At 66.7% G+C, this 20,750-nt stretch carries 22 protein-coding genes and 2 tRNA genes; 17 read left to right on the top strand and 7 right to left on the bottom strand.

The genetic code is table 11. The features are described from left to right. The first annotated feature begins 50 nt into the window (after window positions 1-50). The 14 genes from J2X45_RS06185 to J2X45_RS06120 all read left to right on the top strand — a co-directional run bounded on the left by J2X45_RS06185 (window position 51) and on the right by J2X45_RS06120 (window position 9,345). Complete coding sequence (locus tag J2X45_RS06185) at window positions 51-245, top strand: hypothetical protein (RefSeq protein ID WP_310212622.1); 195 nt, start codon at window positions 51-53, stop codon at window positions 243-245. 119 nt (window positions 246-364) lie between these two features. Next, window positions 365-1,831, top strand: coding sequence for an NCS1 family nucleobase:cation symporter-1 (locus J2X45_RS06180; RefSeq protein ID WP_310212619.1), 1,467 nt, complete (start codon window positions 365-367; stop codon window positions 1,829-1,831). A 45-nt stretch (window positions 1,832-1,876) separates the two neighbouring features. Beyond that, window positions 1,877-3,163, top strand: coding sequence for a histidinol dehydrogenase (gene hisD, locus J2X45_RS06175; protein WP_310212614.1), 1,287 nt, complete (start codon window positions 1,877-1,879; stop codon window positions 3,161-3,163). A 21-nt stretch (window positions 3,164-3,184) separates the two neighbouring features. Beyond that, window positions 3,185-3,664, top strand: a complete 480-nt coding sequence (locus tag J2X45_RS06170) for a UPF0262 family protein (RefSeq protein ID WP_310212612.1) — start codon at window positions 3,185-3,187, stop codon at window positions 3,662-3,664. Between the two features lie 2 nt (window positions 3,665-3,666). Then, entirely contained in the window at window positions 3,667-4,125 is a 459-nt protein-coding gene (locus J2X45_RS06165) for a low molecular weight phosphatase family protein (protein WP_310212609.1), read from the top strand. 96 nt (window positions 4,126-4,221) lie between these two features. Beyond that, entirely contained in the window at window positions 4,222-4,440 is a 219-nt protein-coding gene (infA, locus tag J2X45_RS06160; RefSeq protein ID WP_004617696.1) for a translation initiation factor IF-1, read from the top strand. Window positions 4,441-4,447: 7 nt separating this feature from the next. Further along, window positions 4,448-5,053 carry a Maf family nucleotide pyrophosphatase gene (locus J2X45_RS06155; protein ID WP_310212606.1) on the top strand — a complete coding sequence of 202 codons (606 nt, stop codon included), beginning with the start codon at window positions 4,448-4,450 and terminating at the stop codon, window positions 5,051-5,053. Beyond that, complete coding sequence (locus J2X45_RS06150; RefSeq protein WP_310212603.1) at window positions 5,050-6,111, top strand: ribonuclease E/G; 1,062 nt, start codon at window positions 5,050-5,052, stop codon at window positions 6,109-6,111. Before J2X45_RS06155 ends, J2X45_RS06150 begins: the two co-directional genes overlap by 4 nt. Further along, the gene (locus tag J2X45_RS06145) at window positions 6,108-6,281 is read left to right on the top strand and encodes a DNA gyrase inhibitor YacG (protein WP_310212600.1); all 174 of its coding nucleotides are present in this window, start codon (window positions 6,108-6,110) and stop codon (window positions 6,279-6,281) included. Before J2X45_RS06150 ends, J2X45_RS06145 begins: the two co-directional genes overlap by 4 nt. A 99-nt stretch (window positions 6,282-6,380) precedes the next feature. After that, window positions 6,381-6,456 (top strand) — tRNA-Phe (locus tag J2X45_RS06140). Between the two features lie 587 nt (window positions 6,457-7,043). Continuing rightward, window positions 7,044-7,958, top strand: a complete 915-nt coding sequence (locus J2X45_RS06135) for a MotA/TolQ/ExbB proton channel family protein (protein WP_096051983.1) — start codon at window positions 7,044-7,046, stop codon at window positions 7,956-7,958. A 5-nt stretch (window positions 7,959-7,963) separates the two neighbouring features. Continuing rightward, window positions 7,964-8,398: a biopolymer transporter ExbD gene (locus J2X45_RS06130; protein WP_310212594.1), complete on the top strand. Its 435-nt coding sequence runs from the start codon at window positions 7,964-7,966 to the stop codon at window positions 8,396-8,398. 10 nt (window positions 8,399-8,408) lie between these two features. Then, the gene (locus tag J2X45_RS06125; RefSeq protein WP_096051982.1) at window positions 8,409-9,140 is read left to right on the top strand and encodes an energy transducer TonB; all 732 of its coding nucleotides are present in this window, start codon (window positions 8,409-8,411) and stop codon (window positions 9,138-9,140) included. 128 nt (window positions 9,141-9,268) lie between these two features. Beyond that, window positions 9,269-9,345, top strand: a tRNA-His gene (locus J2X45_RS06120). 237 nt (window positions 9,346-9,582) lie between these two features. Here the strand turns inward: J2X45_RS06120 and J2X45_RS06115 are convergent. From J2X45_RS06115 to J2X45_RS06100, 4 genes are all read right to left on the bottom strand, one after another. Further along, window positions 9,583-11,019 (bottom strand): UdgX family uracil-DNA binding protein, encoded by a 1,437-nt coding sequence (locus tag J2X45_RS06115; RefSeq protein ID WP_310212586.1) that lies wholly within the window; start codon window positions 11,017-11,019, stop codon window positions 9,583-9,585. Next, window positions 11,019-12,239, bottom strand: a complete 1,221-nt coding sequence (locus J2X45_RS06110) for a putative DNA modification/repair radical SAM protein (RefSeq protein WP_310212583.1) — start codon at window positions 12,237-12,239, stop codon at window positions 11,019-11,021. Before J2X45_RS06110 ends, J2X45_RS06115 begins: the two co-directional genes overlap by 1 nt. A gap of 131 nt (window positions 12,240-12,370) precedes the next feature. Next, window positions 12,371-12,649, bottom strand: a complete 279-nt coding sequence (locus tag J2X45_RS06105) for an HU family DNA-binding protein (RefSeq protein WP_310212580.1) — start codon at window positions 12,647-12,649, stop codon at window positions 12,371-12,373. Window positions 12,650-12,951: 302 nt separating this feature from the next. Further along, window positions 12,952-13,359: a helix-turn-helix transcriptional regulator gene (locus J2X45_RS06100; RefSeq protein ID WP_310212578.1), complete on the bottom strand. Its 408-nt coding sequence runs from the start codon at window positions 13,357-13,359 to the stop codon at window positions 12,952-12,954. 210 nt (window positions 13,360-13,569) lie between these two features. On the opposite strand from J2X45_RS06100, the gene J2X45_RS06095 reads away from it, so the two are divergent. Together J2X45_RS06095 and J2X45_RS06090 are read left to right on the top strand one after the other, a co-directional pair. Next, complete coding sequence (locus J2X45_RS06095; protein ID WP_310212575.1) at window positions 13,570-14,589, top strand: FAD-dependent oxidoreductase; 1,020 nt, start codon at window positions 13,570-13,572, stop codon at window positions 14,587-14,589. 30 nt (window positions 14,590-14,619) lie between these two features. Then, entirely contained in the window at window positions 14,620-15,783 is a 1,164-nt protein-coding gene (locus J2X45_RS06090) for an acyl-CoA dehydrogenase family protein (protein ID WP_310212571.1), read from the top strand. Window positions 15,784-15,868: 85 nt separating this feature from the next. Here the strand turns inward: J2X45_RS06090 and J2X45_RS06085 are convergent, their stop codons facing one another. After that, window positions 15,869-16,591, bottom strand: coding sequence for an energy transducer TonB (locus J2X45_RS06085; protein WP_310212568.1), 723 nt, complete (start codon window positions 16,589-16,591; stop codon window positions 15,869-15,871). Between the two features lie 188 nt (window positions 16,592-16,779). Here J2X45_RS06085 and J2X45_RS06080 point away from each other — a divergent pair, with 188 nt between their 5' ends. Next, window positions 16,780-17,646: a transglycosylase SLT domain-containing protein gene (locus tag J2X45_RS06080; protein ID WP_310212565.1), complete on the top strand. Its 867-nt coding sequence runs from the start codon at window positions 16,780-16,782 to the stop codon at window positions 17,644-17,646. On the opposite strand, the gene J2X45_RS06075 is transcribed toward J2X45_RS06080, so the two are convergent. Both J2X45_RS06075 and J2X45_RS06070 read right to left on the bottom strand, forming a co-directional pair. After that, window positions 17,633-18,823 carry a CaiB/BaiF CoA-transferase family protein gene (locus J2X45_RS06075; protein ID WP_310212562.1) on the bottom strand — a complete coding sequence of 397 codons (1,191 nt, stop codon included), beginning with the start codon at window positions 18,821-18,823 and terminating at the stop codon, window positions 17,633-17,635. The two genes, J2X45_RS06080 and J2X45_RS06075, sit on opposite strands and share 14 nt — an antisense overlap. Window positions 18,824-18,905: 82 nt before the next feature. Beyond that, entirely contained in the window at window positions 18,906-20,699 is a 1,794-nt protein-coding gene (locus tag J2X45_RS06070; protein WP_310212559.1) for an ATP-binding protein, read from the bottom strand. Between the last annotated feature and the right edge of the window lie 51 nt (window positions 20,700-20,750).

Genomic DNA, 20,750 nt, shown 5'->3' with positions numbered 1-20,750 from the left:
TAACCTCACGCCACGCGTCCAAAAGAGGCGCGAACGTCAGGGAGGCCCTCATGGCCAGAAAGACCGCCTACTCGATGGGCGAAGCCCAGTCCGCGTTTTTCCGTGCATGCGACATCACCAAGCCCGAGCCGCCGGTGCTTCGGCACGGCGGTCCCTGCTTCGACTGGGGGCGGGCCACCTTGGTCGCGCTGAGCTTCGTGTTCTGCGCTGGCCTTGCGACGCTGGCCTACGCGGCGCTGAGCTAGCGGATCGCCAGGTAACACCGCTCTCTCGATTGCCAGCGCGCGCGATCCGCCCGTAAGGTCGGGTCGCGCCGTGGCGGGGGCCGGCGCGCTGGGGACGGATCGCACCCGCGGAGAGCGGCATGCGCGCGCCCGACAGCGACCTCTGGAACGAAGACCTGGCCCCGACCACCGAAGCGCAGCGAAACTGGCGTTGGTGGCACTTTGCGGCGCTGTGGCTCGGCATGGTGATCTGCGTGCCGGCGTACATGCTGGCGTCGGGCCTGATCGAGCAGGGCATGTCGGCCTCGCAGGCCGTGCTGACCGTCCTGCTCGGCAATCTGATCGTCCTGGTTCCGATGCTGCTAATCGGCCACGCCGGCGCGCGGTGGGGCGTGCCCTACGCCGTTCTGGCCCGGGCCTCCTTCGGCTGGAAGGGCGCGCGCGTGCCCGCCGTGGCCCGAGCGATCGTCGCCTGCGGCTGGTACGGCATCCAGACCTGGATCGGCGGCGGAGCGCTGCTGACCCTGCTGGGCGTGATCGTGGGGCGGAAGCTGGAGGGCGCGCCCTTGCCGGTGCTGGGCATTGGCGTCGGCCAGATTCTAGCCTTCCTCGCCTTCTGGGGCGTGCAGTTGCTTTTCGTCACCAAGGGCCTGACGGCGATCCGCCGGCTCGAGACCTGGACTGCGCCGATCAAGATCCTGATCTGCGCCTTGATGGTCTGGTGGGCGGTGGACAAGGCGGGCGGCCTTGGCCCGATCCTGCATCAGCCCTCTGCGTTCGCTGAGGGCGGCGCCAAGGCCGGTCAGTTCTGGAGCGTGTTCGCGCCCGCGCTGACGGCCATGGTGGGGTTCTGGGCGACCCTGGCCTTGAACATTCCCGACTTCACCCGGTTCGCGCGCCGTCAGTCAGACCAGATCATCGGCCAGGCGGTCGGGCTGCCGGTACCGATGGGGCTTCTGGCCCTGGTGAGCGTGGTGACCACCTCGGCGACCACGATTATCTTTGGCAAGGCGATCTGGGATCCCGTCCAGCTGGCCGGCGACATCGGCGGGATCGCCGTGGTGGTGGGTCTGCTGATCATCAGTTTGGACACGGTCTGCTGCAACATCGCGGCGAACCTGGTGGGGCCGGCCTATGACTTCTCCGCGCTGTGGCCCAGCAAGATCAGCTATCGGACGGGCGGCTGGATCACCGCGGTCATCGGGGTCCTGATCATGCCCTGGAAGCTGCTGGAGACCACCCAGGGCTACATCTTCACCTGGCTGGTCGGCTACGGGGCGCTCCTGGGACCGATCGCGGGGATCCTGATCGTGGACTACTGGATCGTCCGCAGGGCCCGGTTGGCGGTGGATGACCTCTATGTGCGAGAAGGCGCCTACCGCTATCGGGGCGGCTGGAACATCGCCGCCGTCGTAGCGCTGCTGCTGGGCGTGGCTCCCAATCTGCCGGGGTTCCTGGCGGCCGCCGCGCCGCACCTATTCGCGGGCGTCGGAGGCTTCTGGACGGGGCTCTACACCTACGCCTGGTTTGTCGGTCTGGCCATCGCGGCGCTCGTCTACGGGCTCCTGATGCGACGCGCCTCGACGCGCGACCCCGCCATTCCGTAGGCTTTCGGGCTTGCCTTGGTCGGAAAAAGCCGCATCTAGCAGGCCATGCGCCGCTTCCAATTTTCCGATCCCGATTTCCAGGTCGCCTTCAAGGCTTTCCTCGACGAGCGTCGCGGCTCGCCGGCCGATGTCGACGCCGCCGCCGCCACCGTGCTGGAGGCGGTCCGCACGCAGGGGCTTGAGGCGCTGCTCGACTACAGCCGGCGCTTCGACAAGGTCGAACTGACAGCCGAGACGATCCGGGTCACCGCCGAGGAGATCGAGGCCGGCGCGGCCGAGACCCCTGCCGATGTGCGCGAAGCCATCGCCTTCGCCGCCGCCCGCATTCGCGCCTATCACAGCCGCCAGCGTCCGGCCGACCAGGCCTGGACCGACGAGGCCGGCGTGGAGTTGGGCTGGCGCTGGACGCCGCTGGAAGCCGTAGGCGTCTACGTGCCCGGCGGGCGGGCGGCCTATCCCTCGACCGTGCTGATGAACGCCGTCCCGGCCCAGGTCGCCGGCGTCGATCGTATCGCCATGGTCACCCCGCCCGGCAAGCTGCAGCCGGCCGTGCTGGCCGCCGCAAAGGAAGCCGGCGTGACCGAGATCTGGCGCGTGGGCGGAGCCCAGGCCGTCGCTGCACTGGCCTACGGCGCGGGTCCGATCCAGCCCGTCGACAAGATCGTCGGCCCCGGCAACGCCTATGTCACCGCCGCCAAGCGCCGCCTCTACGGCGTTGTGGGCATCGACGCGCTGGCCGGACCGTCCGAGATCGTCGTGGTCGCCGACCGCGACAACAATCCCGACTGGATCGCGGCGGACCTGCTCAGCCAGGCCGAACACGACCCGGCCGCACAGTCGATTCTGATCACCGACGACGAAGCTTTCGCCGCCGCAGTGGAGCAGGCCGTCATCGCGCGTCTGAAGACCCTCGCCACCGGCGAGGACGCCGCCGCGTCGTGGCGCGACCATGGGGCGGTCATCATCGCGCCGCTGGACGAGAGCCCGGCCCTGGTCGACGCCATCGCGCCCGAGCACGTCGAGTTCGCACTGGATAATCCCGAGCGTCTGTCCGACCGCGTGCGCCACGCCGGCGCGATCTTTTTGGGGCGGCTCACGCCTGAAGCGATCGGCGACTATGTCGCGGGCTCCAACCACGTGCTGCCGACCAGCCGCGCCGCGCGCTTCCAGTCCGGCCTGTCGATCTACGACTTCATCAAGCGCACCTCGATCGTGAAGTGCGATCCGGCCTCGTTCGCGGTGCTTGGACCGCACACCGTGGCCCTCGCCACGGCCGAAGGGCTGCCCGCCCACGCCCTGTCGGCGTCGGTGAGGTTGCCAAGCGGCGCCTGACGCGCGAACCTCCCGCGTCAGATGAGCACCGACGCCCGCGCCACCCAACGGATCAAGTCGATCGAGATCGACGAGGACAGCCTCGCGGCCGCGTCGCGCGACCAAGAGCAGGAGCGTCAGGTCGCGATCTTCGATCTGCTCGAGGGTAACTATTTCGAACCCGTCGAAGCGGGGGAGGGGCCCTATGACGTGCGGCTGTCGCTGATCGAGAATCGCCTGGCTTTCGACATCGCCGGCCAGGGCTACGAGCGCCGCCACCTGCTGTCGCTCTCGCCGTTTCGCGGTGTGATCAAGGACTATTTCCTGATCTGCGACAGCTACTACTCGGCCATCCGCAACTCCTCGCCGCAGCAGATCGAGGCCTTGGACATGGGGCGACGCGGTCTGCACAACGAGGGCTCGAACCTTCTGCGCGAGCGCCTTGAGGGTAAGGTCAAGACCGACCTGGATACGGCGCGCCGCCTGTTCACCCTGATCTGCGCGCTGCACTGGCGGGGCTGACCGTGTCGCAGCCGTTGCCGGACGCGGTGCTGTTCACCTGCAACTACAATCGCGTCCGCTCGCCGATGGCCGAGGGGCTGTTCAAGCGATTCTACGGCACGCGGGCCTTCGTCGATTCGTGCGGCCTGAAGTCCGATCCGGCCGGGGAGGGGATCGACCCCTTTGTCGTGGCGGTCATGGACGAGCTTGGCCTGGATGTGTCCGATCACAAGCCCAAGACCTTCGCGCAGCTGGAGGACGACAGCTTCGACGTCGTTGTCTCACTCACCCCTGAGGCGCAGCACCGCGCCGTAGAGCTGTCTCGCGATCGCTCCGTCGAGATCGAGTATTGGCCGACCCACGATCCGACCCTTACCGACGGCTCGCGGGAGGCGCGTCTCGAGGCCTATCGCGAAGTCCGGGACGCGCTGGCGACCGCCATCAAGCAACGTTTCGGCGCGCCATCGACGTTTGGGGGGTAATTGCGTTATAGAGGCGCCTCGCCGCGATCGGCCCCGCTCTGACTCGACGTCAAAGCGGCGTTCGCGGCTATTCGATTCGTCCCTTTGAGAGGCCTGATGGCTAAGGAAGAACTGCTCGAGTTTCCCGGTACGGTCAGCGAACTGCTGCCGAACGCCACGTTCCGCGTGAAGCTGGAAAACGACCACGAGATCATCGCCCACACCGCCGGCAAGATGCGCAAGAACCGCATCCGCGTTCTGGCGGGCGACAAGGTCCTGGTCGAGATGACCCCCTACGACCTGACCAAGGGCCGTATCACCTACCGCTTCAAGTAGGTCGCCGATGGCTCCGACGACGGCCGCCCCCGTGGCCGCCGGGCCGGCGCTGGTGCTGGCCAGCGCGAGCCCCCGGCGCCTCGACCTGCTCGCCCAGGTCGGCGTAACGCCCGACCGGGTTGATCCCGCCGACATCGACGAAACTCCGCTTCGCGACGAGACCCCGCGCCGCCATGCGCTGCGCCTTGCGCTGGAGAAGGCGCAGGTGGTCGCCGCGCGCGCGCCGAGCGATTTTGTCCTGGCGGCCGACACGGTCGTCGCCGTCGGGCGTCGCATCCTTCCCAAGGCCGAGACCGAGGCTGACGTCCTCTACTGCCTGAAGCTGCTGTCCGGCCGGAATCACAAGGTTCTCACCGGCGTTGCGCTGATCGCGCCTGATGGTCGCACGGCGACGCGCCTAGTCGAGACCAAGGTGAGTTTCAAGCGCCTGTCTGACGTCGAACGCGACAGCTATGTCGCCAGCGGCCAGTGGCGCGGCAAGGCCGGCGGCTATGGCGTTCAAGGTCTTGCCGGTGGCTTCATCACCGACCTGCAAGGCTCCTATCCCAGCGTTGTGGGTCTGCCCCTGTACGAGACGCTGAACCTGCTTTCCGGCCTGGGTTACCGCCCATGAGCGCAAAGGCTCCCACCGTGCGCCGCGCCTACCTCTACAAGGGCGTGGGCGAGACTGTCGGCGTGGTGACGCTCGACGGGCGCCCCGAGCGGCTGATGATCGAATGGCCGGGCGACGACCCCTTGGACGCCGAGGGCGTGCGGGGCGTGGCGCGGGTGCGCAAGATCGAGAAGGCCTTTTCATCCGCCTTTGTGCAGTTGCCGGGCGGTCAGGACCTGATCCTGCCACTCCGTCCCGACATGCCGCCCCTTGTCGAGGGCGGTGTGGTCGAGATCGAGATCAAGACGCCTTCGCGCGCCGACAAATCCGCCGTGGCGCGGTTTGTGGCCGACGCCCAAGGCGAGCCGCGCGTGCTGGCTGAGGCTCCTTCAATCGAGGAGCGCCTCCACCAGTTCGTGAAGGCCGGCTCCCCCACGACGGGCGACAAGGCCTTGCTCGCGGTCGAGGCGGCGGAAGCCGAATCCATGGCCACCATCTTCAGCTTGCCGGGCGGCGGCGACATCGCCGTCGAGCCGACTCGGGCGCTTACCGCGATCGATGTTGATCTTGGCGCTCGTGAAGCCGGCGATTCCAAGCGCGCTGCGCGTCTGGCCAACATGGCTGCGATCAATGTCGCCGCGCGCGTTCTTCGCCTCAAGGGACTGGCCGGGATCGTCGTATTCGACCTCGTCGGCAGAGGGCACGACGCCCAGGCCCTGACGACAGCCGCGCGCAACGCCTTCGCGCCCGACAATCCAGGCGTGGGAATCGGCGCGATCAGCAAGTTCGGAACACTTGAGATGATCGTGCCTCGGCGATCTCCGCCGATTCTCGATCGATTGCTCGGTCCCGACGGGCGCGCCAACGCTCGGCACGTCGCCCGTCTTGTCGCTCGCGCTCTGGAGCGTGAGGGCAGGGCGGATCCCGGCGGGCGTCTCATCGCGCGCTGCGCCCCCGCAGTCGCGAACGCGGTCCTGGCCGAGCTTGATGAGGGTCTGGCCCACCGCCTGGGGCGGCGTTTCGCGATCGAGCCCGACGCCGCGCGGGCGGTCGAAAGTTTTGAGGTGTCCGCGAGATGAGCGCGAAATGTCCCATCTGCGCCAAGCCCGCTGATTCCGCGTTTCGTCCTTTCTGTTCGAAGCGCTGCGCGGACGTGGATCTTCAGCGCTGGCTGAGCGGTCGCTACGTGGTCGCCGGCGGCGAGGATGACGAGGAAAATCCGCCATCCCCAGACATCAACAGGGAATGATAAAACGGCGCTGGACTTCCTTTCGCGCCTCCCCTATAGACCCGGCTCCTCGCTTCGCGGCGAGGTCGCCAAGGCGGTTTCAGCCGCCAAAGCCCGGATGCCTGGGTAGCTCAGTTGGTAGAGCAGCGGATTGAAAATCCGCGTGTCGCTGGTTCGATTCCGGCCCCAGGCACCACTCCTCTCTTCTTGCCTCCTCGTCAGGCTTCAGAGGCCGAAGTCGTTCGGAAGGCCGCCCGGTCGCCCGGTCGGCGCGCGCGTCGTTTTCTCGATGGCCAGACTTGTTTCCGCCGCGCGGTCCGCCCATCTGCCGCGCAGACAGGCGCCTTTCTTCACAGACCCACGTTTTGTTGCCTTGCTGCGGTGCAGCATGCTTTTTCTCGTTGGCAGGGAAAAACCGCCCCGAAATCCGGAAAACCGTTTTGTGCAGTGCGGTAAGCCTTGGGGGTGCGGGGGGGCGGCGATGAATTTGTGCCCAAATGAGACCCTTGACGGTGCGAAAAGGGGTTGCCAAAGGACCCCAGCCGCAATTCTAACATTGTGGTAAGACCGGAGCCCGAAAGGGCGTCGGTTGCACGCGCTTCGAAACGATCCTTCTGGAGGCTGGTCCTCGTGAGGGGCGTAACGGGTCGAGCGCAGCGAAGCGGGTCCGCTCGGGGCGAGAGTTATCGAGCTCCAGGCGGACTATTCAGAGTTAGGGTGGAGACGCTCTCGCGCGACGACCCTCGGTCCAAACGTGCTAGACCAATCAGGAACTGGCGACAGATGCTCGACATTAAACGGAAGACCCCCCTCATCGCTCTCGTCGGCGCCGTGGCGCTGATGGCGAGCGCCCCGGCTTTTGCGCAAGACGCTGCGGCTCCGGCCGCCGCCTCCGCTGAAGCTCAACCGGCCACCGACGCCGCCGCCGCTCCGGCCGCGGACGCCGCCGCCGCCGCCGCTCCGGCTCCGGAAGCCGCTCCCGCCGAAGAAGGCGGCGAGGCTAAGGCCAGCCACTCGCTGACCCCCGTCGGCATGTTCATGGCCGCCGGCGTGGTCGTTAAGGTCGTCATGATCGGCCTGATCCTGGCCTCGGTTTTCTCGTGGGTGCTGCTGCTCACCAAGATTTTCGAGTTCGCCGCGCTGAACAAGCAATCGGACAAGTTCCTGGAAGCCTTCCGCGGCGCTCGCTCGATCGCCGACATCGCGCGCATCAGCTCGTCGGAAGAATTCGAAGGCAACCCGATGGCCGACATGGCCGCCGCCGCCTCGCAGGAAGTTGAGCTGTCGCGTCAGGCCGGCCTGGCCGTCGCCGGCGAGCACCGCGACTCGACGCTGAGCCGCGCGACCTACGCCATCAACGCCGTTCAAGCTTCGCTGGCCAAGCGCCTGTCGGGCGGCATGGTGTTCCTGGCCTCGGTCGGTTCGGGCGGTCCGTTCATCGGTCTGTTCGGTACCGTGTACGGCATCATGACGTCGTTCATCGGCATCGCGAACACCAACACGACCAACCTCGCCGTCGTCGCGCCGGGTATCGCTGAAGCCCTGCTCGCCACCGGTATCGGTCTGTTCGCCGCTATCCCGGCCGTTATCTTCTACAACTACTTCCAGACCCGCATCTCGGCCTACGGCACGCGTTCGGAAGGTTTCGTTGCTGAACTGATGAACGCCATCTCGCGCCAGCTCGACAAGGGGGCGTAACACCCATGGCCGCCAAACTTTCAGGCGGTGGGGGCGACAGGTTCAACGTCGAACAGAACAGCGAGATCAACGTTACGCCCTTCGTGGACGTTATGCTGGTGCTCCTGATCATCTTCATGGTGGCGGCTCCGCTGGCCTCCGTGTCGGTCGAAGTGAACCTGCCGCCGGCGGTGGCGAAATCATCGCCGCCACCATCCAAGCCGGTTTACGTCTCGATCAAACAGTCGGGGCAGATCTACCTTGGTGACAACGAGACCAGCATCGATGAGCTGGGCTACGACATCACCAAGAGCATGGGTCGTCGCGATCCGACCAAGGAGCGCATTTTCATCCGGGCCGACGAGAAGGTTCGCTATGGGGCTTTCATGGAGGTGATGAACACTCTCCAGGATAACGGCTTCTACAGCGTGGCGCTCGTTGGACGGGATGATAGTCAGTAGGGGGTGATGCATGGCTGATCAAAATACGCCCGAGCATCGCCGCTACGATCCGCTCACTTCGGATGGTCCGCGTCGCAAGAAGGGCTTCGGTCCTTTCGGCGTCGCCCTGACTGTGGTGGTTGGTCTGCACGCGCTTCTCTTCGCTTACCTCGCGAAGCAAAAGTTCGAAGCCGTGTTCCAGGAGTACTCGGACGACGCGACGGTTGTGGAGCTGCCTCCGCCGCCGCCGCCGCCTCCGCCGCCTCCGCCGCCGCCGCCGCCGACCAATGAACCTCCGCCGCCTCCGGCCGTGGTTCAGCCGCGTCCCCCGGTGGCTCCGCCGCCGGACGTGACGCCGCCGCCGCCGCTGCCGATCCCGCCCGTTGAAAAGCGGGTGGAACAGACGGCTCCGCCGGTGATCTCGCCCACGCCGCCGGTTCCTTCGAACCCGCCGGCTCGCGCGTCGGTCATCACGCGTCCGGACTGGGCCCGTAAGCCTTCGGGCGACGATATGGCCCGGTACTATCCGGACCGCGCTCAGCGGATGGAAGTCAGCGGTCGCGCGACGATTTCGTGCACCGTGACGGCCAAGGGCACTCTGGAAGGTTGTTCGGTGGTTTCCGAATCGCCTGCGGACATGGGCTTCGGCGATGCGGCTATCCGCTTGTCGCGCCTGTTCCGGATGAAGCCTAAGACCCTCGACGGCGCGCCCGTCGACGGTGGCCAGGTGACCGTCCCGCTGGTGTTCCAAGTCCCGCAGTAGGGCTTGAACGAAGGCGAAAGCTAAGGAGCGCCCCGGAGTTTCGGCTCCGGGGCGTTTTCCGTTCAAAACATCGGGATCGGTGCTTGATCCCGACGAACGATCCCACTAAAGACAACGCCTCGCGATGAGCCGGCTTAGCTCAGTTGGTTAGAGCGCTAGATTGTGGATCTAGAGGTCCTCGGTTCGAGCCCGAGAGCTGGTACCATCGCAAGTCCTTGAAAAGCCCGGCTTAGCCGGGCTTTTTTCGTTTCCGACGAAGCGCCGAACGCCGAGCGCCCGGGGCTATACTCCCGGCCGCTACGGCGGCGGAAACAGGTTGGGTCTCCCGCTCCCCTCGGCCCGAGGCGTATGCAATACGCCGAGGGTGAGACGTTCAGGCAGCGCTGGGGTGGCGACCTCTGCGGCCCAGCGACGTGCGGGCTCCGGCACGCTCGCTGCGCGGTCAGACGAGGCCCGAGAGTCGACCCGCCAGTCGCAGATCCTCCACGAACGCGCGATAGGCCGACGCCCGCTCGGCCGCGTCGGGCAGACGGAGGAGATAGGCCGGATGGAACGTCACCAATCCCTGGCTTTGATCCGACAGGGCATGGGGCCGCCCCCTCGACTCCAAGACCCGCGTGGGTCGCCCCATAACGCCAAGGGCGGCGGTCGCGCCGAGCATGACGGTCACGCGTGGGCGGACCAGGCGCCGCTCGGCGTCCAGCCACCAGCGGCAAGCGCTGACTTCGGCTTGGGTTGGGGTCTTGTGGAGGCGGCGCTTGCCTCGGGGCTCGTGCTTGAAGTGCTTGACCGCGTTGGTCACGTAGACGCGTCCGCGCGGCACCCCAGCCTCGGCCAGCGCTGCGTCGAAAAGTTCCCCGGCAGGTCCGACGAAGGGACGTCCTGCGAGGTCCTCCTGATCGCCTGGCTGCTCGCCGACAAACATCAAGGGTGCGTTTTGCGGACCTTCGCCTGGAACGCCTTGGGTTGCGTCTCGCCAGAGGTCGCAGCGTCGGCAGAGGCTGACGCCCGCTTGGACGGCTTCCAGATTGGACGGAACGCCAGCGCCGAACGAAGCGTCCCTTGCGTGGCGCTGGGCGGCCTTCAAGACGCGATCGGAGGGCGGGCGCGGCGGTGTTGCGACCATGGCGGCGGCGCGGTTCTGGGCGGCTTCAATAAGCCCTGGAATGAGCGACGCTTCGGGAAGGTTGCGCCAATACCGCTTGGGCATCTCCTGACGCATCTGGCGAAGATTCAGGCGGGCCGGATTGAAGATTGAGGCGTAGTAGGTGCGCCAGAGTTCCTCCTGAGCGTCCTCGGACGGCGCGTCGGCGGGATCGGCCCCTTCGGAGACCGTCAGGCGCTCTCCGTCCCACGCCACGCAAGCGTCCGGAGTCAGGATGGTCCAGTCCATGTTTGAAAATCGGCGCGCAAAGAACGGCGCCGTCGCCTCGGTCACGCGGTGCGCGGGTTCGAACCAGGCCGCGTAGGTCTCCCTCTCCGCGCCCTCCACCAACCGAAACCGGACAAAGGCCTTCATCTTGTGGGCGGCGCGGCTCACCGCCTTGGCCATATCGCGCGCGCGCGCCATGTCCTGATCGGCGGGATTGTCGATCAGCCGCGGATCGCGCTCGAGTCGCCAGAGGATCCGATAGAGCAGGGCGAACCGATCGGACGATCGGTTCAGGACGACTTGCCGGGCGAGGTTCAGGAAGCCGGCCGGCGCCGTGAACGTCGCGGTCGCCGCCGTCGCCGCCGTGATCGGCGCATCCTGCTCGAAGAGGTCTCTCTCAACGGTCCAGATGAGCGTGTCCGGCGGCGCGCCTGCGGCCCGCAAGGCCCGTGCGGCCTTGCGCCAACCTTCGAAATCGATCTCCGAGGCCAAGCGAACGACGCGCATCAGAACAGGCTCAGTTGGGTTGGCGCGATGAGCGCGGCCTTGAGGTCCTCGCGATCAGTCAACGCGCCTGGCCGCCAGTCGGCGGTTATCACGAAGGGTTTGGCGCGCTTCACAACCGCGCCCACGCGCTTCAGATCATTGAGCGTCAAACGGCTGAGGCGTCGCGCAGCCAGTACCCGCCCGACAGCTTTCGCGCCCAGGCCCGGAACGCGAAGCAGGGCTTCCTGATCGGCGGTCTGTACGTCGACGGGAAACCGCTCCCTGTGCCGCAGCGCCCAACCGGTCTTAGGGTCGACCGACAGATCCAGATCATCCCCCTGGCCCACGATCTCGGGCTGCGCAAATCCATAGAAGCGCATCAACCAATCGGCCTGGTAGAGGCGGTGCTCTCGCAGCAAGGGCGGTCGCACCAGGGGGAGGCGATGGCTGGCGTCCGGGATTGGACTGAAGGCTGAGTAGTAGACGCGGCTCAGGCGATAGGCCCCGTACAAATTCGCGCTGCGGGCCAGGATGTCGCCATCCTTGGCCTGGTCTGCGCCGACGATCAGTTGCGTGGATTGGCTGCGCGCGAAGGCGCGTCTCCCGGATCGTCGCGCGGGCTCGGCATGATCGTCGATGGCCAGGCGCATGCGCCCCATCGCCCGTTTGATATCTGTGGCGTCCTTCTCCGGAGCCAGGGTTTTCAAGCTGTCGTCGCGTGGCAGCTCGATGTTGATCGAGACGCGGTCGGCGTAGAGGCCCGCCTCCGCCGCCAGCTCGGGCGAGGCTTCGGGGATCAGCTTGAGGTGGATATAGCCGCGGAAGTCGTGGTCCAGACGTAGCGACTTGGCCACCCGGACCATCTCTTCCATCGTGTAGTCGCCTGAGCGGATGACGCCGGACGATAGAAACAGGCCCTCGATGTAGTTGCGCTTGTAGAAGTTGAGGGTGAGGTCGACGACCTCCTTCACCGAGAAGCGGGCCCGGGGCGTGTTCGACGACACGCGGTTGATGCAGTAGGCGCAGTCGTAGATGCAGAAGTTGGTCAGCAGGATCTTGAGCAGGCTGATGCAGCGCCCGTCCGGCGCATAGGCGTGGCAGATGCCCATGCCTTCAGTCGAGCCGACGCCCTTGCCATCCAGAGACGTGCGCTTCGCTGCGCCTGACGACGCGCAGGAGGCGTCGTACTTCGCAGCGTCGGAGAGAATGGCGAGCTTGCGCCTGAGATCGAGAACGGCCATGCGGACATGGTATCGTTCTTGTTTTGTTCTTTAAAGCCTAAGGGTGCGACGTTCGCGCTAGGCTGAATGTCGCACCCCAGAGCAAAAGCGAGGAGCAGACCGCCCGAGGCGTCGGCTCCTCGCCCAAAGGCTTAGCCGTTGACGGCGTCCTTCAGTTGCTTGGCCGGCGTGAAGGCGACCTTCTTGCTGGCGGCGATTTCGATGGTCGCGCCGGTGGCCGGGTTGCGACCGGTGCGGGCCGGCTTGGCCTGGACCTTGAACTTGCCGAAGCCCGGGATCGAGACTTCTTCGCCCTTCACGGCGGCGTCGGAGATCGACTTGAAGACGCCGTCGATGATGGCCTTGGCCTGGGTCTTCGTCAGTTTTTCGTCGGCGGCGACAGCGGCGTCGACCAGATCGGAAACGTTCATCTTCTCAAGCTCATTCCTGTGAATCAGGGAAGTTCGAGCCTGACGACGCGGATCGCGTTTGTCACCCGTTAGGAAAGGTTAAAATGTCGATTCACGGGGACAAAACGCCCGTGCGGCGGGGTTTTTTACGGCCGGGCGGCCTCGTGAACGCGGTTGGCGAGCCTGAACTGTCTGCTGCACTGCAAAAACATGGATCATTCTCGCGGCGCCGGCCGTCGATTCTTCACGCTCGGCGCAAAGCAAAAGACCCCGCGCCGTGGCGGGGTCTGAAGCAGCGGGCGGTTGCATGGAGGCGCAGCGCCCTAGGGGGCGTCGTCGTCCACCATCGCCCGAACGAGGTCCACCACCCGCCGGCGAAGGCGACGGTCGGCGAGGCGCGGGAACAGGCTGGCGAGCTCCAGGCCCTCCGGCGTCGAAACGAACTCGGTCATACGCTGAGCGAACCCGTCGTCGACGCCGCCGTCCGTCTCGTTGAGGCCTTCGAAGAAATACGACACGGGCGCTTGAAGCAGTTTAGCGGCGTCATAGAGCTTGCTGGCGCTGATGCGATTGGCGCCACGCTCGTACTTCTGGATCTGCTGAAAGGTGATGCCGAGGGCGTCGGCCACTTGGGTCTGGCTGAGACCCATCATCTTGCGACGAATTCTCAGCCGGGCCCCGACATAGAGATCAACGGGATGGGCCTGTTCGGCTGCGGGTCGATCGTTCATCCGCCTCTATTCCCTCCAACACCGGTAAACGGCTGACTGTAGACTTAACGGATATAGACCGAGCTTGGCGGTCTCGTCACGCGCGGCCATGCACGGAACGGGTCTTCGCGTTGAAGTGTCGCGGCGTATGGTTTATTCTTATGGTTGATTTCGAGATCTTACGCGTCGTTGGGACTTGACGCGGGGCGCCGCTGAAGGTGTCTGCGCGCCATGAAACTTCAATCAGGCGCGCGCGTCGCCGTGGCGGGAGCCGGGGCCTTGGGATCCGCCGTGACCCTGCGGTTGGCGCGCCTGGGGTTCCAAGTCACGGCCTTTGACCCGTCCCTTGGTCACGTGAACGCTTCCAGTGTCGCGGCTGGTATGCTGGCGCCGGTCAGCGAGGCGCTGTTCGATCCCCCCTCCCGCGACCACCTGGATGTGATGAGGCGCGCGCGGAACCTGTGGCCGGACTTCGCGGCGGCGCTGGGCGTCAGGCTGGTCCGCAGCGGTGTGCGGATCGAGGGCGCGGAAGGCTGGAGACGCGAGGTTGCGGTGCGTCTTGACGCCTTGGGGGCGCCAGCCGGCGCTTTCATCGACGAGGATTGGCGGATCGACGCGCGTCAGACGCTTGAGGCGTTGCACGAGGCCGCCCGCAACGCTGGGGCGACATTCCAGTCGGCGGCCGTTCGGGCGTTTGAACCTGGCCTTGCCACGCTGGCCGACGGTCGCCGCGAGGCGTTTGAGGCCTTGGTTCTGGCCACGGGACCCGGCGTTCGCGGCGGCGATCTCGCGCCAGAGACCCGAGTCCTGACTCCGATCAAGGGTCAGATCCTGCGTCTGTCGATGCAAGGCGACGATGAAGCGCCCGTGGTGCGGGGCGAAGGCGTCTACCTCGCGCCGGGCGGCGCGGCCCTGGCGATCGGGGCGACCATGGAGCATGGACGAGACGACCTGGCGCCCGACCGCGCGGCGACCAAGGCCCTTCGCGCCGCTGCTGCGGCTCTGCGTCCAGATCTGGATCTTGACCAGGCCGAGGTCGAGGTCGGGGTTCGGGTGACCACCCCAGATGGACTGCCTCTCGTTGGCTGGAGCCAAGCGCCCGGTGTACTGATCGCGGTCGGGGCCCGCCGGAACGGCTGGCTGTTCGCGCCGCTTGTCGCGGACTTGGTCGGGGCGTATCTGACAGGCGATAACCTGGGCCAGGACGCTGCGGCAATGGACGCAAGGCGTTTCGAGAAGCCCAAGACTTAAAGCAAGAAGAACACGCAGGGGAGTTGGCCGATGTCCGGATTCTGGTTGACCGAGGAACAAGAGGCCATCCGCGAGGGCGTGGCCAAGGTTTGTGCGGCCTTCGATGACGAATACTGGCGTCGCACCGACGAGACGGGCGAGTTTCCCGAGGCGTTCGTCGCCGCCATCGCCGAAGGCGGCTGGTTGGGCGTGGCCATGCCCGAAAGCGTTGGGGGGGCGGGTCTTGGCCTGACCGAGGCGGCCTTGATGATGCAGACGGTGGCCCAGTCTGGCGCGGGCTTCTCCGGCGCGTCGGCGATCCACCTGAATATCTTCGGTCCGATGCCTTTGGTGAAGTTCGGCTCGGACGAACAGCGCAATCGCCTGCTGCCACGGATCATCTCGGGCGAAGACAAGATGTGCTTCGCCGTGACCGAGCCGAACTCGGGCCTGGACACCTCCAGCCTGGAGACCCGGGCCGAGAAGGTCGAGGGCGGTTACCGCCTGAACGGCCGCAAGATCTGGACGACAGGGGCTCAGCGCGCCAACAAGATCCTGATCATCGCCCGGACGACGCCAAAGGATCAGTGCGCCAAGCCGCACCAAGGCCTTTCGCTGTTCTATACCGACCGCGAGAACATCGAAGCCAAGCCGATCCCGAAGATGGGGCGCAAGGCCGTCGAATGTAACATGCTATTTATCGAGGACCTGTTTGTCCCCGCGCAGGATCTGGTCGGCGAGGAGGGCAAGGGCTTCCAGTACCTGCTGCACGGCCTGAACCCCGAGCGGGTGCTGTTTGCCGTCGAAGCCATCGGCCTGGGCCGCGCGGCGCTGGCCAAGGCCACCACCTACGCCAACGAGCGGATCGTCTTTGGCCGTCCGATCGGCCAGAACCAGGGGGTGGCCCATCCGCTGGCCAAGTCGTGGGCCGAGCTGGAGGCCGCCAACCTGCTCGCCTTCAAGGCCGCGTCGCTCTACGATCAGGGCAAGGAGTGCGGGGCCGAAGCCAACGCCGCCAAGTATCTGGGCGCCGAGGCTGGATTCCACGCCTGCGAGGCTTCGGTGCTGGCGCATGGCGGCATGGGCTACGCCAAGGAATACGACGTCGAGCGCTATTTCCGCGAGGCGATGATCGCCCGCATCGCGCCGGTCAGCCGCGAGATGATCCTGAACTTCATCGCCGAGCGCGTCCTGGGCCTGCCGAAGAGCTACTGAAGACACAGATGGCCGGGCCGCAGGGAAGGCTGCGGCCCGGCCTCCGCTTCAGCGCCGGAGGCTGGGCGCTTGCGTCATGGGGCTGTCAGGCGCCCGCGTTGAAGCGGATGGGAATGCGAACGGCAGCGCCGTCGACCGGTTCGCCGTTCTCGGTCTGCGGCTTCATCTTGAAGAACCGCGATATCTTCAGGGCGGCGCTCCCGAAGCCCTCGTCCGCCGGCGACTCCGCCACAACCACACAATCCCGCACCGTTCCGTTGAGCGCGACGGTGCAGCTGAGGGTCGCTTGGCCCGAGAGCCCCCGGCGCTGAGCGCTTTCGGGGTAGTAACGGGCCATCTCATCGGGCAAGGGAGTTCGCTGCCAGTTGGCGCGCATGATCACCTTGGGCGGCGGCAGTGGCGGCGAGGGCAGGGGGGAGACTGTGGGACCCAGGGTCGTGATAGGGGGCGCTACCGCTGGCCCCTCTGAAACGATCCTGGGATCGGCGAGGAGCGGCGGCGGAGCGTCGAACGGCGCGGGAACGGGAATGTGGAGCTTCGGCGCGCTCACTGTCGGCTGCGGCTTGTCGGCTGGCGGCGGCGGGGGAGGCGGCTTGGCCGCGAGTGGCACGGTTTCGACGATGAAGCCGGTATCCGGCGCCATGGTCGGCATCGGCTGCGTCCACCTCTGATAGGCGAGGTACCCGATCAGCGCGATGTGCAGCGCACCGGACACGCCCAGTCCAATCAGCAGAACCTTGGCTGGTTTGCGCGGCGCGTCATCCAACCCCGGTATGCCGGAGCCGTGAGGGTTCAGAGCCAGAGCCATGTCCATCTCCATGGGAAACTACGACTGTAGTCTCACATCACCATGGTGTGCTCCCGCTGTAAATTGACAATCGTAATCCGAAGAACAAATCGTCTTACGTTTGTAAGAATGGGGGCGTGCGCTCTGGTCGCACCGCGCCGGTAACGTGGTTAATCCGGGATTAACCATGATCGGCGACTCCTGAAGCCATGCCCGCCGTGAATTCCCTCCGCAACGTCGTCGAGTCGGCGATCCAGCGCGCGTCGAACGCGACGGGGGTCGACTTCACGTTCCTGATGGGCACGGCGAAGCGCGAGAGCGGTTTCAATCCCGGCGCCAAGGCCAGGACCTCATCGGCGTCGGGTCTGTTCCAGTTCGTTGACCAAACTTGGCTGGCGACGCTCAAGAAGCACGGCTCCAAGTACGGCTATGCGCGCTACGCCGACCTGATCAGCCAAGGGGCCGACGGCCGCTATCGGGTCGAGGGGGACGAGGCCCGAAAGGCGGTGCTGGGCCTGAAGATGGACCCGCATGCGGCCTCCCTGATGGCCGGCGAGCTGGCGTCTGACCATGCCTCGTACCTGCGCGGCCGCGTGGGACGCACTCCGACGGCGGGGGAGCTCTACGCCGCGCACTTCCTGGGGCCGCAGGGCTCGGCGCGCCTGATTCAGGCCGCGTCGGTCTCGCCCACCGCAAGCGCCGCCGCGATGTTCCCGGAGGCCGCCCAGGCCAACCGCTCGATCTTCTACCGCGACGGGCGGCCGACCACTGTCGGTGAGCTTTACGCCAACCTGACCAAGACCGGCGGCGCGACGCGCGTCACCGACGCTCCATCGCGCGACGCCTCTGGTGACCAAGGCTTCATCCAGTACGCCAGCGGTCGCCGCCTGGAGCGCATTCGCCAGCAGGAGGCGGTCGTGGATCTCATCCTCCGCGGTTCCCAGGATATCGGTAGCCCGTTCGGAGACCCGAGCGGTTCGGGGATGGGCGCAGGTCAGCGCCTGGCCAGCTCGATGTTCTCCGCCGAGATGCTGCGGGTGCTGGCTGAGGCCAATGACAAGGTCAAGCAGCGCTGACGCTGGTCAGAGCCGCGACCTGATCTTCGGACCAGCCCAGCTCCCGGAACACCGCCGCAGTATCCGCGCCAAGTTTCGGCGCTGGACCGCGCGGGCCGTCCATAGCGCCGGGGAATCGCGCCGGCGCCGCCGGGGCCTTGAAGGTTCCGCCTGCGCCGTCCGGCGTCTCCACGAAACACCCTGCAGCCTCGGCCTGCGCGTCCAGCGCCAGTTCACGAGGGGTCTGATAGGGCGCCCAGGTGATGTCTCCAGCGTCCAGCGCGGCGGCGGCGTCGTCATAGGTCATGGCGCCGAAGGCTTCGTCCAGAATGTCCACCAGTGTCTGGCCGTGTTCCCGGCGGGCCTTGGCGGAGGCGAAGCGGGGGTCGTCGACCAGCTCTGGCCGTCCGGCGGCGGCGGCGATCCTTGGCCAGTCGACCGAGCCCTGCCGGGGTAGCAGGCAAATCCAACGGCCGTCGGCGGTCTTGTAGAAGTTGGCCAGCGGTTGCACAGCCTCGCGGCGCCCACGCGTCGAGGCCAGTTTCCCGAAGCGCAGCTGTATCGCCATGTCCGAGCCGATCGCATAGACGCCGGTGCGCAGCAGCGAGGTCTCGACGAGACGGCCGACGCCCGTGCGGGTGCGCTCATGCACCGCCGCCAGGATCGCAGAAACAGTGGCCAGGGAGGTCACGTGGTCACCCATGCCCGTACGGATCGGGAAGGGTTCGGCGCCCTTCGGCGCGGTGATCGCACCCACCCCGGCGCGCGACCAGAAGGCCGCGACATCCATGCCCGGCTTGTCGGCGTCTGGCCCGGTCAGGCCGTAGCCGGACAGGCTGCAGTAGATCAGGCGCGGATTGACGGCCTTGAGCGCTTCGTAATCCAGGCCCGCCCGGGCCAGCGCCGCCGGCCGCACATTGGTCAGGAAGATGTCGGCTGTGGCGGCCAGCGCCTTGAGGGCGTCACGGCCCAGGTCGCTGCGAATGTCCAGGACGACGGCCCGCTTGCCCCGATTGTCGAGCTCGAAGACAGGATTGGCGTCCTGGTCTGAGCCAATGGTGTCGAAGAACCGCCGCATCGGATCGCCTTCGGGCGACTCGACCTTGATGACGTCTGCGCCCCAGTCGGCCATGACGCCGGCAGCGCCGGGGGCGGCGATATAGGTCGCCAGTTCAACGACGCGCAGGCCTTCCAGCATCGCCACCTCCCATATGTTCTCGTTACTTGCGAGGATGGGGCCGGGTCTTCGTCGAGGGAAGGCTTACCCTACGGTATGTGGATCAGGCAGCGACCTTGGCCGGGTCGTTGCGGTCCAGGGCGGCGGCGTCGGCGAGGGCTCGCGCCACGCCGGCCACGCTGACAGGCTTGCGCAGAACGATGTCGGCTCCCGCCTCCAGGAACTCGGCGGCTTCTTCGGCTTCGCCATCGATGATCGCGACGATCGGGGTCAGGCGGTTGGGGCCTTCGCCCTGACGCAACGTTGCTGCGGCCGCAGGCCCGTCCATCACCGGCATGCGGTGATCCAGCATCAGAAGGTCGAACTCGGCGATCTTGGCCAGATCGGCCGCGCGTCGACCGTTCTGGGCATGGACCACCTGATGGCCCAGCTGTTCCAGAACAGCGCGCAGCATCGCGGCGTTCAACGCATCATCCTCGGCGATCAGCACGCGCAGCGTGCGCGGCGCGCCCGGCGCTTCGACGGTCACGGTCTCGAGCTCTTCTTCAAGTTCGCTTTGGGCGGCGGGATCAAACGGCAGGGTCAGGGTGAAGCAACTGCCGACGCCTACGGCGCTGCGGGCGTCCAGCGCGCCACCCATGAGGCGCGCCAGCTGGCGCGACAGCGACAATCCAAGGCCAGCGCCGTTGACCCCCGCGCCGGTGCGTTCGACACGACGGAAAGGCTCGAAGGCCTGGTCCATTTCGTCGGGCGACAGCCCCGGACCCGTGTCGGCGACTTCGATGGCGATCAGGTCTTCGCGGAGCTCGAGTCGAACCTCGACGCGGCCGCGTACGGTGTATTTCACAGCGTTGCCCAGCAGGTTCGAGACGATCTGCCGCGTGCGGAGCGCATCAGCGATCGCCGCGCCCTTGGCGGGCCCGCGCAAGAGCGGATCGACGTGCACCGCGAGCTCCAGCCCCTTGGCCGCCGCATGCGGCTTGTCCAGCAAGGCGAGATCCTGAACCAGCCGGACGGGATCGAACGGACGGGCGTCGACCTGCAGTCGGCCAGACTCTGCGGTCTCGGAGTCAAGGGTGGCGTTCAGGACCGCGACCAGGTCCTGCGCCGCGTCCAGCGCCGCATTCAGCTGCTCGCGTGACGGTGCGGCGCGGCCGCCTCGACCGGCGGCGGCGGCCAGCACGTGGGTGACGCCGGTCAGACCGTTGCGAATCTCGTGGCTCAGGGTGGCGACGATGTCGGACTTCGAGCGCGCCGTGCGCTCGGCCTCCTCCAGCACCCGCAAACGCTCGTCGACCAGTTGTTCGTGCGCGATGGCGAGATCGTGCTGGCGACGGAACATGCGGTTGAGGATCAGCGCCAGGGTCATCGCAAAGGCCGTAGCGCCAAAGGTCAACTCACCGGCCTGACGGCTGTCTGAGTGCGAAAACTGGGCCCACAGCGGACCCGCCGCAGCGAGCGGCGCGATGATCAGAAGACCTGGCAGGTAGGGCGCGGCGAAGAAGGCGCAAAGCACGGCTCCAGCCGTCGCGAGAAGCAGCAGCGTCTCGCGCGCCGGGCCGGCGGCTTGCGCAAAGGCCGAGATCTGGACCACGGCGAGCGCCCAGAGGACGCCGCAAAGCACCTGAACGCGGGCGCGCCGCGCCAGATCTTGCGACGGTTCGTCGCGCAGCCAGTTCACCGCCGCGTAGAAGGCGCCCCAGTTGATCGCGAAGATCGCGAAGCTGGCGGTCATCCACAGCGGATTGGCGGCGAACGATCCGACCCAGACGAAAAGCGGCAGGCTGACCGCGAAAACCGCCAGAGCGTAAGGCAATAGCGCGGTTTGAGCGTCCAGGGCCTTGACCACCTGGGCGCCGTCCGTCGTCGTAGCTGCTAGGCGGCGCTCGGCGAGCAAGGTCGCGCTCCTCTTGGTTGAGGAGGCACCGTAGTCGAGCGTGGTTTGCGG

Source organism: Caulobacter sp. BE264, assembly GCF_031457805.1.
GTDB lineage: Bacteria > Pseudomonadota > Alphaproteobacteria > Caulobacterales > Caulobacteraceae > Caulobacter.
This window is presented reverse-complemented; position numbering and strand designations above follow the sequence as displayed.

Bases quoted from the DNA above. Each gene is read 5' to 3' on its own strand.
- J2X45_RS06185 (WP_310212622.1), top strand. From the start codon at position 51: ATGGCCAGAAAGACCGCCTACTCGATGGGCGAAGCCCAGTCCGCGTTT.
- J2X45_RS06180 (WP_310212619.1), top strand. From the start codon at position 365: ATGCGCGCGCCCGACAGCGACCTCTGGAACGAAGACCTGGCCCCGACC.
- hisD (WP_310212614.1), top strand. From the start codon at position 1,877: ATGCGCCGCTTCCAATTTTCCGATCCCGATTTCCAGGTCGCCTTCAAG.
- J2X45_RS06170 (WP_310212612.1), top strand. From the start codon at position 3,185: ATGAGCACCGACGCCCGCGCCACCCAACGGATCAAGTCGATCGAGATC.
- infA (WP_004617696.1), top strand. From the start codon at position 4,222: ATGGCTAAGGAAGAACTGCTCGAGTTTCCCGGTACGGTCAGCGAACTG.
- J2X45_RS06155 (WP_310212606.1), top strand. From the start codon at position 4,448: ATGGCTCCGACGACGGCCGCCCCCGTGGCCGCCGGGCCGGCGCTGGTG.
- J2X45_RS06150 (WP_310212603.1), top strand. From the start codon at position 5,050: ATGAGCGCAAAGGCTCCCACCGTGCGCCGCGCCTACCTCTACAAGGGC.
- J2X45_RS06145 (WP_310212600.1), top strand. From the start codon at position 6,108: ATGAGCGCGAAATGTCCCATCTGCGCCAAGCCCGCTGATTCCGCGTTT.
- J2X45_RS06135 (WP_096051983.1), top strand. From the start codon at position 7,044: ATGCTCGACATTAAACGGAAGACCCCCCTCATCGCTCTCGTCGGCGCC.
- J2X45_RS06130 (WP_310212594.1), top strand. From the start codon at position 7,964: ATGGCCGCCAAACTTTCAGGCGGTGGGGGCGACAGGTTCAACGTCGAA.
- J2X45_RS06125 (WP_096051982.1), top strand. From the start codon at position 8,409: ATGGCTGATCAAAATACGCCCGAGCATCGCCGCTACGATCCGCTCACT.
- J2X45_RS06115 (WP_310212586.1), bottom strand. From the start codon at position 11,019: ATGCGCGTCGTTCGCTTGGCCTCGGAGATCGATTTCGAAGGTTGGCGC.
- J2X45_RS06110 (WP_310212583.1), bottom strand. From the start codon at position 12,239: ATGGCCGTTCTCGATCTCAGGCGCAAGCTCGCCATTCTCTCCGACGCT.
- J2X45_RS06105 (WP_310212580.1), bottom strand. From the start codon at position 12,649: ATGAACGTTTCCGATCTGGTCGACGCCGCTGTCGCCGCCGACGAAAAA.
- J2X45_RS06100 (WP_310212578.1), bottom strand. From the start codon at position 13,359: ATGAACGATCGACCCGCAGCCGAACAGGCCCATCCCGTTGATCTCTAT.
- J2X45_RS06095 (WP_310212575.1), top strand. From the start codon at position 13,570: ATGAAACTTCAATCAGGCGCGCGCGTCGCCGTGGCGGGAGCCGGGGCC.
- J2X45_RS06090 (WP_310212571.1), top strand. From the start codon at position 14,620: ATGTCCGGATTCTGGTTGACCGAGGAACAAGAGGCCATCCGCGAGGGC.
- J2X45_RS06085 (WP_310212568.1), bottom strand. From the start codon at position 16,591: ATGGCTCTGGCTCTGAACCCTCACGGCTCCGGCATACCGGGGTTGGAT.
- J2X45_RS06080 (WP_310212565.1), top strand. From the start codon at position 16,780: ATGCCCGCCGTGAATTCCCTCCGCAACGTCGTCGAGTCGGCGATCCAG.
- J2X45_RS06075 (WP_310212562.1), bottom strand. From the start codon at position 18,823: ATGCTGGAAGGCCTGCGCGTCGTTGAACTGGCGACCTATATCGCCGCC.